The sequence below is a fragment of the Brucella pituitosa genome, assembly GCF_965577835.1.
Lineage (GTDB): Bacteria > Pseudomonadota > Alphaproteobacteria > Rhizobiales > Rhizobiaceae > Brucella > Brucella pituitosa.
The window spans coordinates 908005-922433 of sequence record NZ_OZ264093.1 but is presented as its reverse complement, the minus strand read 5'-3'; the positions used below and the strand labels follow the sequence as shown (position 1 = coordinate 922433).

Sequence of the window (14429 nt, the reverse complement as noted above, 5' to 3'; positions counted from 1 at the left end):
ATGGCAGAATTGAATGGCGCTCTCATCGGTTGTGGTTTCTTCGCAATCAATCAGATGCATGCATGGAATGATGTTTCAGGTGCCGAGATTGTGGCGATCTGCGACCGCGATCCTGAGCGGCTGAAGATTGTCGGCGACCAGTTCGGCATCGAACGCCGCTACACAGATGCGCAGGCGCTGTTTGCAGATGGCGGCATTGATTTTGTCGATATCGCCACCACCGTTTCAAGCCATCGTGCTCTGGTGGAACTTGCTGCCGCCCACAAGGTGCCAGCAATCTGCCAGAAGCCCTTTGCCAAGACGCTTGATGATGCAAAGGCCATGGTGAAGGTCTGCGATGAAGCAGGCATTCCGCTCATGGTGCATGAAAACTTCCGCTGGCAGACGCCTATTCAGGCGGTGCACAAGGCACTCGACAGTGGCGTCATCGGCACACCATTCTGGGGACGTTTCTCCTTCCGCTCGGGCTTTGATGTTTTCTCCGGCCAGCCTTATCTTGCGGAAGGCGAACGCTTCATCATCGAAGATTTAGGCATTCATACGCTTGATATTGCACGCTTCATTCTGGGCGATGTGACCAGCCTTGTTGCTCGCACAAAGCGTGTGAACCCGAAGATCAAGGGCGAAGATGTAGCCACCATTCTCATGGACCATGAAAATGGTGCTACTTCCATTGTCGATGTGAGCTACGCCACCAAGCTCCAAACCGATCCTTTCCCGGAAACACTCATTGAAATTGACGGCACCGAAGGCTCGATCCGGCTTTATCAGGGTTATCGCCTTGAAGTGATTACGCCGAACGGCACCACGGTTTCCGACGTTTCGCCAAAACTGCTTTCATGGGCCTCACGTCCATGGCACAATATTCAGGAAAGCGTTTTTGCCATTCAACAGCATTGGGTGGACAAGCTGGAAACTCGCGAAGAAACCTCGACATCGGGTGCCGACAATCTCAAGACTTTCGCGCTTGTCGAAGCCGCCTATGACAGTGCCGCAAGCGGCAACCGCGTCGACATTACGGCACTGCTCAAATGAGCAACGTCGATCCTTTCCTGCTCTATGGAACGCGAGAAGTCGAAGCTCAGCCAACGCGCCTAAAAGCGGGCTTGCTTGGCCTGGATTTAAGCGACGGCAATCTTCGCACCATCAAATACGATGGCGTCGAGGTTCTGCGCGCTGTTTCCTATCTGGTGCGGGATCGCGACTGGGGAACCTATAATCCGCAAATCCATGATCTGAATGTCGAGCAAAACGACAGCGGCTTTATCGTCACCTATCAGGCACGTTGCGAAGGCCCGGATGTGACCCAACTCACCATTGATGTTCGCATTCAGGCAGAGATTGGCGGCACGCTCACTTTCGATGCCGTAGCGAATGCAACGACAGGCTTTGAAACCAACCGTTGCGGCTTTTGCATCCTGCATCCAATCGTCGGCGTTGCAGGCGCACCTGTGAGCGTCGAGCATGTAGACGGTACACTCAACAACACCCGCCTGCCCGATCTGATCGAACCATGGCAGCCTTTCAAGGACATGCGCGCGATCACTCATGAGGCCATGCCCGGCGTTACGGCCGAATGCCGCATGGAAGGCGATACGTTTGAGATGGAAGATCAGCGCAACTGGTCCGATGCATCTTACAAGACCTATGTACGTCCGCTGGCTCTGCCATGGCCTTACCAGATCGAAGCCAAAAAACCCCAGCATCAGCGCATCGTGCTTAATATTCACGACACGCGCAAAGCAGCATCACAAGCGGGCACGATTGCGGAGCCGGTGAGCATCTCGCTTGGTGATGTAAGCGGCAGAATGCCGAGTATCGGCATTATCATCACACCGGAAGAAGCCAAAGCAAGCCTTGCTGCAATTGATCTGTTGCAGGAAATTGGCCCGCAGGATTTGTTGTTTCATTACGATCCGCTGGCAGGGCACAAAGGTTCAGCCTTTGCCGATTTTGCAGCCTTGGCTGCGAAGCATAGTGGGCGCGTTTCGCTCGAAATTGCATTGCCTTGCGAGAAGCCGCTCATTGATGAGACGAAGACCATCGCTTCTGACATGAAGGCGGCTGGTTTTACCCCGGATTCAATCATTGTTTCACCGGCTATAGACCGGCAGTCAACACCGCCCGGCAGCGAATGGCCACCCTGCCCCCCGCTCGAAGATGTCTATGCGGCAGCAAGAGCAGCCTTCCCGAATGCGCGGCTTGGCGGCGGAATGCTGAGCTATTTCACCGAACTTAATCGCAAGCGCGTTCCGGGCAAGCTTATTGATTTCGTCACCCATTGCAGCAGTCCAATTGTTCATGCCGCTGATGATCTGAGCGTTATGCAAACACTGGAGGCGCTGCCATTCATCACCCGTTCGGTGCGGGCTATCTACGGCGACAAGCCCTATCGCATCGGGCCGTCGACCATCCCCATGCGCCAGAACCCTTATGGCAGCAGGACGATGGAAAACCCGAATGGCAAGCGCATCGCTATGGCCAATCGCGATCCGCGCCATAATGGGAAGTTCGCGGAAAGCTTCGCATTGGCCTATGCCATATCGGTGCTGAATGCTGGCCTTGATAGCCTGACGCTTTCAGCCCTCACCGGCCCGTTCGGGCTTATTGCGGATGATAATGAACCCGTCGCTATCGGTGAAAAGCGCCCTTTGTTCAACGCTGTAAAAGTGCTTGCACAGCTTACCGGGAAAAACTTCAGGCTGTGCCAGTCTTCGCGTCCATCGGACGTTCTGGCAATGGCAGTAGAAGAGAATATCTGGCTGGTCAATATTACACCACATGAACAGGATGTGGTCATTGCAGGTGGCAAGACAATAACTTTGCCACCTTATGGCGTGCAGTTGAGCGTGATCTAAAAAACGGGCCAATGGCCCGTTTTTTCATTTAGACACTCGGATATTGAGCGTCCGTCACATGCTCCATCCAATCTACGACTTTACCGTCAAGCTGCTCCTGAATGGCAATATGGGTCATCGCATTTTTTGGTGACGCACCATGCCAATGCTTTTCATTTGGCTCAAACCAGACGACATCGCCGGGGCGGATTTCTTCAATCGGGCCGCCTTCACGCTGAACAAGGCCAAGTCCAAAGGTCACAATCAGTGTCTGACCAAGCGGATGTGTATGCCATGCAGTACGAGCACCCGGCTCAAATGTCACTGTTGCAGCTGCAGCACGCCGCGCATCATTGGGCGAAAACAAAGGATCGATGCGAACCTTGCCCGTGAACCAGTCTGCCGGGCCAACACCGGATGGCACAGATCCATTTCTTTTGATTTCCATAGCGTTCTCCTGTCCGAACATAAGATAGCGCCATGACATGGCAAAGAAATAGCAAAACGCCGATCTAGAGCGCATCCCGAAAAGTGTGAAACGGTTTTCGGACAAAGATGCGCGTTAAAACAAATGATTAGAGCGCTAATCTGGTTCAATCAGATCAGCGCTCCAATCACCGGCGTTTATCAATTTGATTTGAATGCGTTAGCGCCGTTTCGCTGGAGTATTTCCGAGCTTCATGCCGTGGCGCTTGCCAAGTTCGGCAATTACCAGTTCCAGCTCCTGCGCCTTCCGAGCAGCATCCCAGCCAAACTCCACTGCAAGAATATCGGCAATTGCCACAAGATTGGCACTCGACAGCGCGCCGTCAATCGCCAGCGTCGTGCGCCGCAGAACCACGTCGGAGAGATGCACGACAAGCTCATTGCGCGCAATCCACGCAATTTCCGCTCGACTGACGCTGTCCGTATCGGGCAGAAGTGTAGTACCAACCTTTGCCTCATCCTGAATGATCGGCAAGGCCGTCGTGCCATAACGCTGCAAAAGTGTCTCGACTCGTTCAGCACCAAGCCCGGTTTCTTTGGCGTGTTTCGCCACCCAAGCGGCGCGTGCGCGGTCGTCCGCCGGATAATCCTTGCCGCCACCGATGGTCAAAGTGCGCGTTGATTTGAGACGCTCGCGGCCAAACCGCTTGAGCACCGTATCTGCCACTTCTTCCGCAAAGCCACGGAACGTCGTCCACTTGCCGCCAACCAGCGAAATGATCGGGAACGGACGGCCTGTATCCGGCTCAATAACCGGTGCGGAATGATCGCGGCTGATCAGCCCCGGTTCCGACGCATTGGACGCAGGCAGCGGACGAATGCCGCTATAGGTGTAAACGATCTGGCTGCGATCGAACTTCAGCTTCGGCAGCAGCGAACGCAGGCTTTCAATGAAATAATCGATTTCCTTGTCTTCCGCGAAAACCTCATCAGGGTTGTTCGCCGGAATATCGGTTGAACCGACCAGCGCAAGACCATGATAATCATAGACAAGGCAGATACGACCATCATCCGCCTCGAAATAGATCATGCGGCCCTTGAGGCTCTTCACCAGCTCGGGATGATCAATGAGGATATGCGACCCCTTGGTGCCGCCGATCATCTTGGTTTCTTTACCAAGCGCCGCATTGACATGATCGATCCACGGACCAGCCGCATTGATAACGATCTTCGGCTTAACCGAGAAAGTCGCGCCATCCGGCCCTTCAAAGCTTACTGCGCCGTCGTTGGCTGCAACAATTGCCGTGAAATTGGCTGCCGCACTTTTCGGATTAGCCTTCAGGCCATCACTGACAAGCTCATAAACCAGACGTTCTGGCTTACTCACCCATGCATCATAATAAATGCCACCACCAACGATAGACGGTGTCATATAAGGCATTTCCTTCAAGGCACTCTTCTTGAAGAGAAAATTATGCTTTGGCATAACGCGTTCACGCGCACCAAAATAATCATAAAGACCAAGGCCGATCTTGATGAGAACTGCACCACGGCTGCGTGGTGCGGTCGTTGAGCCGAACAGGGTACGAAGCGCTGCGGGAATACCCTTGGTCCACGAGAAAACCGGGATGAAGGTCGGTAGCGGCTGGACATTATGCGGCGCGTTTTTCAGCAGGATATTGCGCTCGACCGTCGATTGCGCCACGAGGCCAAATTCACCGGTTTCGAGATATTTGAGACCGCCGTGAATAAGGCGCGACGGGGCCGCACTCGTGCCGGAGCCAAAATCGCCTTTATCGACGATGAAACAGCTCACGCCCTGCTCACTCAGATCACGATAAAGGCCCGCGCCGTTGATGCCCGCCCCCAGAATGAGCACGTCAACACCATCAGTTTCGAGCTGGCTGATGCGGTTCTTCATATGGGCACTATTTACGAAATCGTTCATTTCACTGTCTTCGCTGTATTTCAATCTGTAAGCGCGTCAATTTTCGGCCAGATTGGCCCCATCGCAGCGGCGATTTCCCTGAACAACGCATAACGCTTTTCATATTGCTCGCTGCGTGTGGCATCCGGAACATAAGTTCGGCCAATCGCATCAAGATCGCGCGGGTCGCTGTAAACGTCAGAGAAAACACCTGCACCCTTGCCCGCACAAAGTGCGGCGCCCCATGCTGCCGCTTCATCCGTATCGGTCACTGTGACCGGCATACCCAGCACATTGGCAAACATCTGCGCGAATGATGGGCTGCGCGAAACGCCACCAGTCAGGCGCGCTGCAGAAATTTCAAAGCCGTCTTTCAGATGGTCGACGTGGATGCGGTGATTGAAGGCAATGCCCTCCCAGACTGCGCGCAGCATATCACCACGTTCCTGCCAGCCGCGAAGTCCGAAGAACGCGCCGCTCGCCATCGCACCGTAGGGCGAGCCGAACAGATAGGGATGGAACAGCGCGGTTGAAGGCTTGGCCAGTGCGGCATCAATTTCCGGGCGCAGCATGTCATGGATCGAACGGCCGGTTTCTTCAGCTTCACGACGTTCCGCCGGGCAGAGCTTATCGAGGAACCAGTCGTAATTTGCGGTGGAAGCAGGCGAAATGGACATGTTGTTCCATTCGCCCGGTGCAATGCCATTGCGGCAGAACCAGCTCTTATCGACGTTGGGCTTGGATGACAGCGTTTCATTGATCGAATAGGTGCCAGCCACGACCGCAACTGTGCCAATCTTGAGACCGCCAACACCGAGCGCCGAGGCCGTCACATCATGCAGGCCGCCAACAACGGGCGTTCCAGCAACAAGGCCGGTTCGGCTCGCGCATTCCTGAGAGACCCCTCCAACGATTTCATCCGAGCGCGACATTGGAGGCAGCGCATCCCAAAGTGCTTCGAGGCCGAAAAGTTTGAGCGCGTCTTTGGAATAGTCTTGCGTTTCGTAATCAGTGAAAGACGTCGATGCCTCGGTGCGATCAGTGCCGACTTCGCCCGTCAGGCAGAAGCGCAGCCAGTCCTTGCAGGCAATCACATGACCGATGCGCCCATAGCGTTCCGGCTCGTTTTCCTTGACCCAGGCCAGAATAGCGGAGGGAGCCGAAGCGTGTGGTAACTGACCGGTGATCGCAATCGACTGTTCAGCAACAGGGCTGCTCACCCAGCGTTCGGCCACGTCAACGGCACGGCTATCGAGCGACAGAATGCCTTTGCCGAGCGGGTGGCGATCCTTATCGAGCATGTAGATACCGTCGCCGTGCGCGGTTGTGGCAATGGCGAGAATATCAGAGGCAGGGCGTCCGCTTTTTGCGAGTGCTTCGACAATTGCATCCGCAGTCGCATTCCAGAATTCATCCATATCGCGCTCAACATGACGAGCTTTTGGAAAATATTGAGGTACGCGGCGGCGGGCAACGGCAAGCGTCGTTCCATCAACGTCGAATATTACGGCCTTGGTGACGGTCAGTCCGCTATCAATTCCCAACAGAGACGGCATGGATCGTATTTCCTGATATGTATGCGATGAAGTACTGAGGCTTATTCTCTTGTTCCGCCAGAACTGGCGATAACCACATTGATGTTCTGCGACTGCATGCGTTCGATATGTTCATGCGGAGTCTTGTCATCGACAATGACAACATCGAAATCATTAAGCGCGCCGAAATTATGCAGTGCCCGGCGCTCAAACTTTGAGTGATCGACAAGCAGCACGCGCTTTGCAGCGCAATCAAGCATAGCGCGCTTGGTTTCGACCATTTCCGGCGACTGGTGAAACAACAGATCGTCGGTAATGGCAGCAATCGAAATGAACGCCACATCGGCCCGCAGGCGACGGATTTCATGGATCGTCATGCCACCGACAAAGGCATTGCACCAGTTATAAAGCTGTCCACCGAGACCAAGCAGCGTGACATCTTTCATATCGCGCACTTCATTCATCAGGATCAGCGAATTGGTAATGACAGTCAGCGGCCCCTTGCCCGGAAGATAGGGGACCATCTGGAGAACGGTTGTAGAATCGTCGAAGAAAATGGCCTGGCCCGGCTCTACGAACTGCATTGCCGCTTCGGCAATGCGCTTTTTCTCTTCGGACTGGCGTGCGACGCGATAAAGGTCGCTCGCTTCAATGAGACTTGTCGGTGCTGCGGAAACAACGCCGCGCGCCTTGCGAAACAGACCGCGACTGACGAGTTCGTCAACATCTCTGTGCGCAGTCATCAGGCTGATGCCGAAACGCTCGGTGAGATCCTCGATCCTTACCGATCCTTCGGACATAATCATTTCAGCAATTTGCTGGCGGCGAACCAATTGACGTGCATGCCGACTATCGTTCGGCACCTGCTCCGTCATCAGGTTTTCAATGCTTGCTTTATTGCTTGTAACCATGCCTATCACTCGCCCCCAGCCCGCTCAATTTATTGACCGGTTCCGATTCATAGCATCGGTACGAAAAATTGGATGGGGCACGGAATTGGATCCGCGCCCCATCCACACAGTTCTTACTGTTCGAGAACGAACGGAGCAGTGTACTTGTCAACATTGTCCTTGGTAATCAGGAAGCAATCGAAAAGCTGCTTTTCCTGGTCAACGCCGGTCTTGCCGGTCTTGATGAAGTTGTCGGCCTGCTTGACAGCAGCTTCCGAGAAGATCGCAACTGGCTGCAGAACGGTGTACTGAAGTTCACCAGCCTTGATCGCAGCAACTGCGTCTGGCGAACCGTCGAAACCACCAACCTTAACCTTATCGAGCTTGCCAGCCTTCTTCAGAGCAGCAATTGCACCGAGAGCCATTTCGTCGTTACCGGAGATAACGCCGATGATGTCCGGGTTTGCCTGAAGCAAAGCCTGCATCTTGTCGTGGCCCTGAGTACGGTTCCAGTTGGCAACGTCCTGACCAGCCTTTACGAGGTCTGGGTACTGCGAAAGAACGGTTTCATAGCCGTTCGAACGAGTGGCAGCATTGTTGTCCGACGGCGAACCGAACAGTTCAACATACTTGCCTTCTTCACCAACGCTCTCAACCCACTGCGTTGCACCAAGTGCAGCACCCTGTGCGTTGTTGGAAACGAGCTGCGCCTTGGCAAGGCCTTCCTGGTTGATTTCAGCATTCACGAGGAACACTGGAATGCCAGCTGCGACAGCGCGCTTGACTGCGCCAACCGAACCGTCAGCATTTGCCGGATCGAGAATGATCGCGACCGACTTGTTGGTGATGGCTGTATCGATAAGGTTGCTTTCGGTGTTGGTGTCGCCCTTGTGACCGCCAACAACAGCCGAATAGCCGAGGCCTTCAGCGGTTTTCTTGGCGATTTCGCCTTCGGTGTACCAGTATGGGTTGGAAGGATCGTTGACCACGATTGAGATCAGACCTTCAGCCCATGCTGTGCTCGCGATAAGCGGCAATGCTGCAGCAGCAGCAAACAGAACGCGCATACCCTTCTTAAACATGTCTCACTCCCGTAAATATTATCGTTGAGTTATGCCGGTTGCCCGGCGTTACCATTTCCAGTGGGCGAGATTTCAAACTGATATCGCCGTCTTGGAACCTTTCGATACCCCCGAAGAACCGGCTCCGCCCGGAACGGTGAGCGGAGCCGTAATTATCAACGCCGGGAATATTGAATGCTGTTGAGCAGAACTGCGAGCACGATAACCGCACCGGTAAATACAGTCTGCCAGTAGGACGATACGCCAATGATCACGAGGCCATCCGAAAGGAAACCGATAACGAAGGCGCCCAGAAGCGTGCCCAGAATTGTACCGCGACCACCCGTCAGCGCTGCGCCACCAATCACGACAGCGGCGATTGCCGTCAGCTCGTAAGTGGTGCCTGCGGTCGGACCAGCCGAAGTCAGCTGCGAGGACAGAACCAGACCAGCGATTGCAGCACAAATGCCCGAAATCACATAGACCGAAATCTGCACGCGCTTGACTGGAACACCGGAAAGTTCGGCTGCACGTTCATTGCCACCCGAAGCATAGAGCCAGCGGCCAAATGCGGTGCGGTTGAGCACGACTGCTACGATGATGGCGAGAACAGCAAGCACGAGAACGCCAATCGGCACACCAAAAAGCGTGTTGAAGCCGAGCCATTCAAAGCCGGTATTGCCGAGTTCCGGGCGACCACCGAGATTGTTATAGGTCAGACCGTTGGTCATCAGAAGTGCCACGCCGCGTGCGCAATAAAGCACACCGAGCGTCGCCACGAAGGCTGGAACACGCAGATAAGCGATCAGAACACCGTTCACCGCACCAACAAATGCGCCGAGGGCACAGGTGATGATGACAACCGCCCAAACCGGGAAATAAAGGATGACGCCCAGCTCCGGAATATTGACGCCTTGCATAAGGAAGCCAGCGACAACGCCCGCAAGACCAAGTGTAGAACCGACCGAAAGATCAATACCGCCGTTGAGAATAACCAGCAGCATACCAATCGCCAGCAAGCCGAAAATGGCCACATGCGATGACATGATGAGGAAGTTATTGACGGTAAAGTAATAAGGCGAAAGGAACGAGAAGGCTGCGATGATCGCGATCAGCGCAAAAAAAGCACGACCTTCGAGCAGCAAATGCACGATGCTGGTTTTCCGCTTCACCCCATTCGGAGCTGCTTTTTCTTTTGTAGTCGTGACTGACATTCTATCAGTGCTCCATAACTATTTAATGGCCGACCATAGATTCGCCCGAGGCGGCCATGATCTTTTCCTTGGAGACATCGGAGCCGAATTCGGCCGAGATGCGTCCACGGTGCATAACGATGATACGATGAGCGATGCTGAGGCATTCGCCGACTTCGGATGTCGTATAAACGACTGCAAGCCCGTCCTTGGCCTTTTCAGCCAGCAGCTTGAACACTTCTGCCTTGGCACCAATATCGATACCGCGGCTTGGTTCATCCAGAAGGATAACCTTCGGCTCAGTTGCCAACATTTTGCCGATAACGACCTTCTGCTGATTGCCGCCAGAAAGCGAACCGATTGCGGCTTCGCCACCATCCGTCTTGATGTGAACATTCCTGATCGACTGATCGACGATGTTCTTTTCACGCTTCGTCGAGGTGAAAAGGCCTTTCGTCATTTCGCCAATGCTTGCCAGCGAAAGATTGCGGCCAACCGTCATCGTCTGCACAAGACCATCACGCTGACGGTCTTCCGGCACCAGAACCAGACCCTGATCAATGCGCTGAGCAATCGTGAGGCCTGCAACATCCCTGCCTTCAAGCAGAATGCTGCCCGAATTGGCCTTGAGGCGACCTGCAACCGTTTCAAGAAGTTCGGTACGACCTGCACCCATCAGACCGTAAATACAAACGATCTCACCGGCGCGCACATTCAGCGACATATTATCGACAAGCGCGAAATCACCGGACTTGTCCTGAACCGTCAGACCTTCCACGGAAAGCGCGACATCGCCCCATTCGTAACCGGTTGGAGGCGAACCAAGATCGAAGTTTTCGCCGACCATGTTGCGAACGATCCATTCCAGATCAATCTCAGCACGCGGTGCATAAGCGGTCATTGCACCGTCGCGCAGAACCACGGCATGATCGGTGATCTGCAGTGCTTCTTCGAGATGATGGGAAATGTAAACAATCGCCACGCCACGCGCTGTCAGATCACGAATGACCTTGAACAGCACCTCCACTTCCGAAGCGCTTAGCGCTGAAGTCGGCTCATCCATGATCAGAATACGGGAATTGACCGAAAGCGCACGCGCGATTTCGACAACCTGCTGCTGACCGAGGCGAAGCTCTTCAACTGGGGTCAGCGGATCGATGTCTTCTTCGAGTTCTGCCAGAAGTTCGCGGGTCAGACGTTCTTCTTCTGCGAAATTGACGCCCGTTGCACCGCGGATTTCGCGTCCCATGAAGATGTTGTCACGCACATTCATATTGGGCGCGAGACTCAGTTCCTGATGGATGATCGAAATACCACGGTCGCGTGCTTCGGTTGAAGAGTTGAACACAACCGGCTCACCATCGAGAACAATCGTGCCAGAAGTCGGCTGGATGACACCCGACAGAACCTTCATCAGTGTCGACTTGCCAGCGCCGTTTTCGCCAAAAAGCGTGGTGACCTGACCGCGACGGATTTCGAAGTTCACGCCCTTGAGCGCGTTGATACGCCCATAAGCCTTGGCAACATCGTGTGCGGAGAGAACGACTTCGCCGTGCTTGCCTTCAATTGTCTTCCTGTCAGGGCTCATTTTACTTCAAGCCCCACTGGCGTAACCAGCCAGTTCTTCGGATTGACCAGCTTGAAAACGCCAGTCACTGAAACCGTCTTGCCAACGAGATTGTTGACGTCAACGCCTTCGAGAACCTGCTTCTTCATCTCATTATTGAGCGCAGAACCGGCATTCTGGAATTCGATCTGGTTCTTGAACTGGCCAAATTCAATTGTGCCGGTCGCATCGCGCAGATCGGTGCCGTTTACCGCCGGACCAGTCTGGACGCGGATTGCCATGCCTTCAGGGAAACCATCGACCTTGATGACATTATAATTCGACTTACGCTCTTCAACGGTGCCAGTGAACTTGACCGGGATAACCGGGTTCACACTACCTACACCATATTTCTTGCCAGCTGCATCCTTGTCGGCAACAAGTGCAGTGCCAACTTCGACCGCTTCCGCAGCGCGTTCTTCAACGCTTGCCTTGACCTTCGGAAACTCAGCAGCACCATAGGCTTCAGGGGAGAAGGCCTGCTGGCGCACATCGGCTTCAGAACCGATCTTCACAACCTTGGTGTCAAATCCAATCGCACCGACAACCACCACCGCAGCGACCACACTCCAAAGGACTGCGCGGTTCAGCCTGGCTGGCTTCTGTGAAACTTGATTAGCTTGTGTACTCATAATCAAACGCCTTCAGCAAATTCTGCCGGATTGTCGTTGTAAAAAAACGGATTACGCGGCTGGATTTACACCGCTACTAGACTGCACCCGCGATAATGCACCGGCTAGCGACGGCTAAACGGATTCTCGCACAGGCGGCCATGGGAGTGAGAAATTTAATCATAACGATCCTCCACATAGTTCCCTGGCTCCGACCCTCCGCGCAGCATGGAAACAGATGCGCCGCGACCATATGCTATGATAGCGGCGTGTTATCAACTTCAATAATCATGTTATAAACACCAATATCTGTCAATCAGCTGTTTTTGAAACTCGCCCCGTTTCATACAATTGCGGGCCAAAAACTCACAATACCGCTGGGAAATCCAGTATCAAAAGATAGCCTTCGATGATGGACACTGTGGGACAAGCTTGTTTCCGCAGAACATCGCTCAGGCCAGAAATATCTAAATTATTTCTTTAAAAACAATGATATAATTTCCAGGCACCCTATAGTCAGTGTCATTATATCGACTAAATCCTATAAGAATGGCTGAGGCTGAGGTTCAGGAATTTCGCTACAATCACCTTTTGGTGAAAAAAAATGCTTATCAACGAAAATTTTACAGACAGCTCGATATCGTTATGTTATCTCGATCATACGCAATAGCTCTTTTTCATTAAAACAAGAGCCGCGAGCGACAGAATTATAGTCGCGGGAGGAATCCAAATGTCCCTGAATGAGCACTTTGGGAAAGCGTATTTCAGCCATGCGTGGTAAGGGTGATATAATCATCGGTATCGACGCGGGCACATCCGTCGTCAAGGCAGTGGCGTTCGATCTTAGCGGTCGTCAACTGGAATCGGCGGCTGTCCGCAATACATACGAAACCGGAGAACATGGTGCCGCGACTCAGTCTTTGTCCCAGACATGGGAAGATTGTGTAAGTGCATTGCGCGGCCTGTCAGAAAAAGTCCCTGGCCTGAGCGCTCGCACCGCCGCCATTTCCGTCACCGGTCAGGGTGATGGCACATGGCTTGTCGGACGCGATAATAAGCCGGTCGGCGATGCCTGGATCTGGCTTGATGCCCGCGCTGCCAATACAGTTACGAAACTTGCTGCAGGCCCGATGAACCGTGCGCGCTTTGAAGCGACCGGCACCGGCCTCAATACCTGCCAGCAAGGTACACAGATGGCGCATATGGACAGTTTCGTGCCGGAACTCCTCGACAATGCCGAAGTCGCCCTGCACTGCAAGGACTGGCTTTATCTCAATCTCACCGGCGTCCGCGCTACAGACCCCTCGGAAGCCAGTTTCACATTCGGCAATTTCCGCAATCGCCAATATGACGATGTGGTTATTGAAGCGCTCGGCCTGAAAAAGCGCCGTGGTCTGCTGCCCGAAATCGTGGACGGAACTCTGACGCAGCATCCGCTATCCCCCGAAGCAGCAACTGCCACAGGACTTCTGGCCGGTACGCCGGTGAGCCTTGGCTATGTCGACATGGTGATGACGGCGCTTGGCGCTGGCGTTTATTGCGGCACCGCGGATGCGGGCTGCTCGACTATCGGATCGACCGGCGTTCATATGCGCGCAAAGCCTGTTTCCGACATTCACCTGAATGCAGAAGGCACGGGTTACGTTATTGCCCTGCCAATCCCCGGTATCGTCACGCAGGTTCAGACCAATATGGGTGCGACGATCAATATTGACTGGATTTTGCAGATTGCCGCCGACCTCATGTCGACCGCAGACAAAAAAGTCTCGCTGAGCGACCTGATCCCGCGCCTTGATGAATGGTTCAATGCAAGCCGCCCCGGTGCGTTGCTTTATCATCCTTATATCTCCGAGGCCGGAGAACGCGGACCGTTCGTCAACGCTTTTGCGCGTGCAGGCTTTATCGGCCTTTCAAGCCGCGACCGTTTCCCCGAACTGGTACGCTCGGTCGTTGAAGGGCTCGGCATGGCAACACGCGATTGCTACGCCGCCATGGGCGGAATGCCAGCGGAACTACGCATCACAGGTGGTGCGGCACGTTCGCGTGCGCTTCGCAGCACGCTTTCGGCAGCCGTCAATGCGCCGGTTCGTGTTTCCTCACGTGAAGAAGCAGGTGCTGCAGGCGCTGCCATGATGGCCGCAGTCGCAATTGGCGCTTATCCAAACATGGATGAGTGCATCGCCGAATGGGTCGCGCCTTTGCTGGGAGCCGGTGAAGCACCCGATGCCGTGCAGGCACAGCGCTACGCGGAACTGTTCGGCGCTTATAAGGACGCCCGACTGGCGCTGGCGCCAATCTGGGACAAACTTGCAGCTGATCGGTAATTCGACAGTCGGCTGAGAT

At 54.2% G+C, this 14429-nt stretch carries 11 protein-coding genes; 3 read left to right on the top strand and 8 right to left on the bottom strand.

Features of this window, described 5'->3' with window-relative positions; genetic code table 11:
• Both ACSME1_RS15455 and apnL read left to right on the top strand, forming a co-directional pair.
• Positions 1-1035, top strand: a complete 1035-nt coding sequence (locus tag ACSME1_RS15455; protein ID WP_024900158.1) for a Gfo/Idh/MocA family protein — start codon at positions 1-3, stop codon at positions 1033-1035.
• Entirely contained in the window at positions 1032-2858 is a 1827-nt protein-coding gene (apnL, locus tag ACSME1_RS15450; protein ID WP_024900157.1) for a D-apionate lactonase, read from the top strand. The genes ACSME1_RS15455 and apnL overlap by 4 nt, the downstream gene beginning before the upstream one ends.
• A 28-nt stretch (positions 2859-2886) precedes the next feature.
• On the opposite strand, the gene ACSME1_RS15445 is transcribed toward apnL, so the two are convergent.
• The 8 genes from ACSME1_RS15445 to ACSME1_RS15410 form a co-directional block, all read right to left on the bottom strand.
• Complete coding sequence (locus ACSME1_RS15445; RefSeq protein WP_024900156.1) at positions 2887-3285, bottom strand: (R)-mandelonitrile lyase; 399 nt, start codon at positions 3283-3285, stop codon at positions 2887-2889.
• A gap of 198 nt (positions 3286-3483) precedes the next feature.
• Positions 3484-5211 (bottom strand): glycerol-3-phosphate dehydrogenase/oxidase, encoded by a 1728-nt coding sequence (locus ACSME1_RS15440; protein ID WP_105707558.1) that lies wholly within the window; start codon positions 5209-5211, stop codon positions 3484-3486.
• Positions 5212-5231: 20 nt separating this feature from the next.
• The gene (locus ACSME1_RS15435) at positions 5232-6746 is read right to left on the bottom strand and encodes an FGGY-family carbohydrate kinase (RefSeq protein WP_105707556.1); all 1515 of its coding nucleotides are present in this window, start codon (positions 6744-6746) and stop codon (positions 5232-5234) included.
• A 41-nt stretch (positions 6747-6787) separates the two neighbouring features.
• A complete protein-coding gene (locus ACSME1_RS15430; RefSeq protein ID WP_100557270.1) occupies positions 6788-7636 on the bottom strand; it encodes a DeoR/GlpR family DNA-binding transcription regulator in 849 nt (282 codons plus the stop codon).
• Positions 7637-7749: 113 nt separating this feature from the next.
• Positions 7750-8697, bottom strand: coding sequence for a D-ribose ABC transporter substrate-binding protein (locus ACSME1_RS15425; protein ID WP_100557271.1), 948 nt, complete (start codon positions 8695-8697; stop codon positions 7750-7752).
• Between the two features lie 155 nt (positions 8698-8852).
• Positions 8853-9890 carry an ABC transporter permease gene (locus tag ACSME1_RS15420; RefSeq protein ID WP_024900152.1) on the bottom strand — a complete coding sequence of 346 codons (1038 nt, stop codon included), beginning with the start codon at positions 9888-9890 and terminating at the stop codon, positions 8853-8855.
• Between the two features lie 22 nt (positions 9891-9912).
• Positions 9913-11457, bottom strand: a complete 1545-nt coding sequence (locus ACSME1_RS15415) for a sugar ABC transporter ATP-binding protein (protein ID WP_024900151.1) — start codon at positions 11455-11457, stop codon at positions 9913-9915.
• A complete protein-coding gene (locus ACSME1_RS15410; RefSeq protein ID WP_024900150.1) occupies positions 11454-12107 on the bottom strand; it encodes a DUF2291 family protein in 654 nt (217 codons plus the stop codon). The genes ACSME1_RS15415 and ACSME1_RS15410 overlap by 4 nt, the downstream gene beginning before the upstream one ends.
• A gap of 749 nt (positions 12108-12856) precedes the next feature.
• Between ACSME1_RS15410 and ACSME1_RS15405 the strand changes: the two genes are divergently transcribed.
• Positions 12857-14410 (top strand): FGGY-family carbohydrate kinase, encoded by a 1554-nt coding sequence (locus tag ACSME1_RS15405; RefSeq protein ID WP_100558028.1) that lies wholly within the window; start codon positions 12857-12859, stop codon positions 14408-14410.
• Positions 14411-14429 lie beyond the last annotated feature (19 nt).

Bases quoted from the DNA above. Each gene is read 5' to 3' on its own strand.
- ACSME1_RS15455 (WP_024900158.1), top strand. From the start codon at position 1: ATGGCAGAATTGAATGGCGCTCTCATCGGTTGTGGTTTCTTCGCAATC.
- apnL (WP_024900157.1), top strand. From the start codon at position 1,032: ATGAGCAACGTCGATCCTTTCCTGCTCTATGGAACGCGAGAAGTCGAA.
- ACSME1_RS15445 (WP_024900156.1), bottom strand. From the start codon at position 3,285: ATGGAAATCAAAAGAAATGGATCTGTGCCATCCGGTGTTGGCCCGGCA.
- ACSME1_RS15440 (WP_105707558.1), bottom strand. From the start codon at position 5,211: ATGAACGATTTCGTAAATAGTGCCCATATGAAGAACCGCATCAGCCAG.
- ACSME1_RS15435 (WP_105707556.1), bottom strand. From the start codon at position 6,746: ATGCCGTCTCTGTTGGGAATTGATAGCGGACTGACCGTCACCAAGGCC.
- ACSME1_RS15430 (WP_100557270.1), bottom strand. From the start codon at position 7,636: ATGGTTACAAGCAATAAAGCAAGCATTGAAAACCTGATGACGGAGCAG.
- ACSME1_RS15425 (WP_100557271.1), bottom strand. From the start codon at position 8,697: ATGTTTAAGAAGGGTATGCGCGTTCTGTTTGCTGCTGCTGCAGCATTG.
- ACSME1_RS15420 (WP_024900152.1), bottom strand. From the start codon at position 9,890: ATGTCAGTCACGACTACAAAAGAAAAAGCAGCTCCGAATGGGGTGAAG.
- ACSME1_RS15415 (WP_024900151.1), bottom strand. From the start codon at position 11,457: ATGAGCCCTGACAGGAAGACAATTGAAGGCAAGCACGGCGAAGTCGTT.
- ACSME1_RS15410 (WP_024900150.1), bottom strand. From the start codon at position 12,107: ATGAGTACACAAGCTAATCAAGTTTCACAGAAGCCAGCCAGGCTGAAC.
- ACSME1_RS15405 (WP_100558028.1), top strand. From the start codon at position 12,857: ATGCGTGGTAAGGGTGATATAATCATCGGTATCGACGCGGGCACATCC.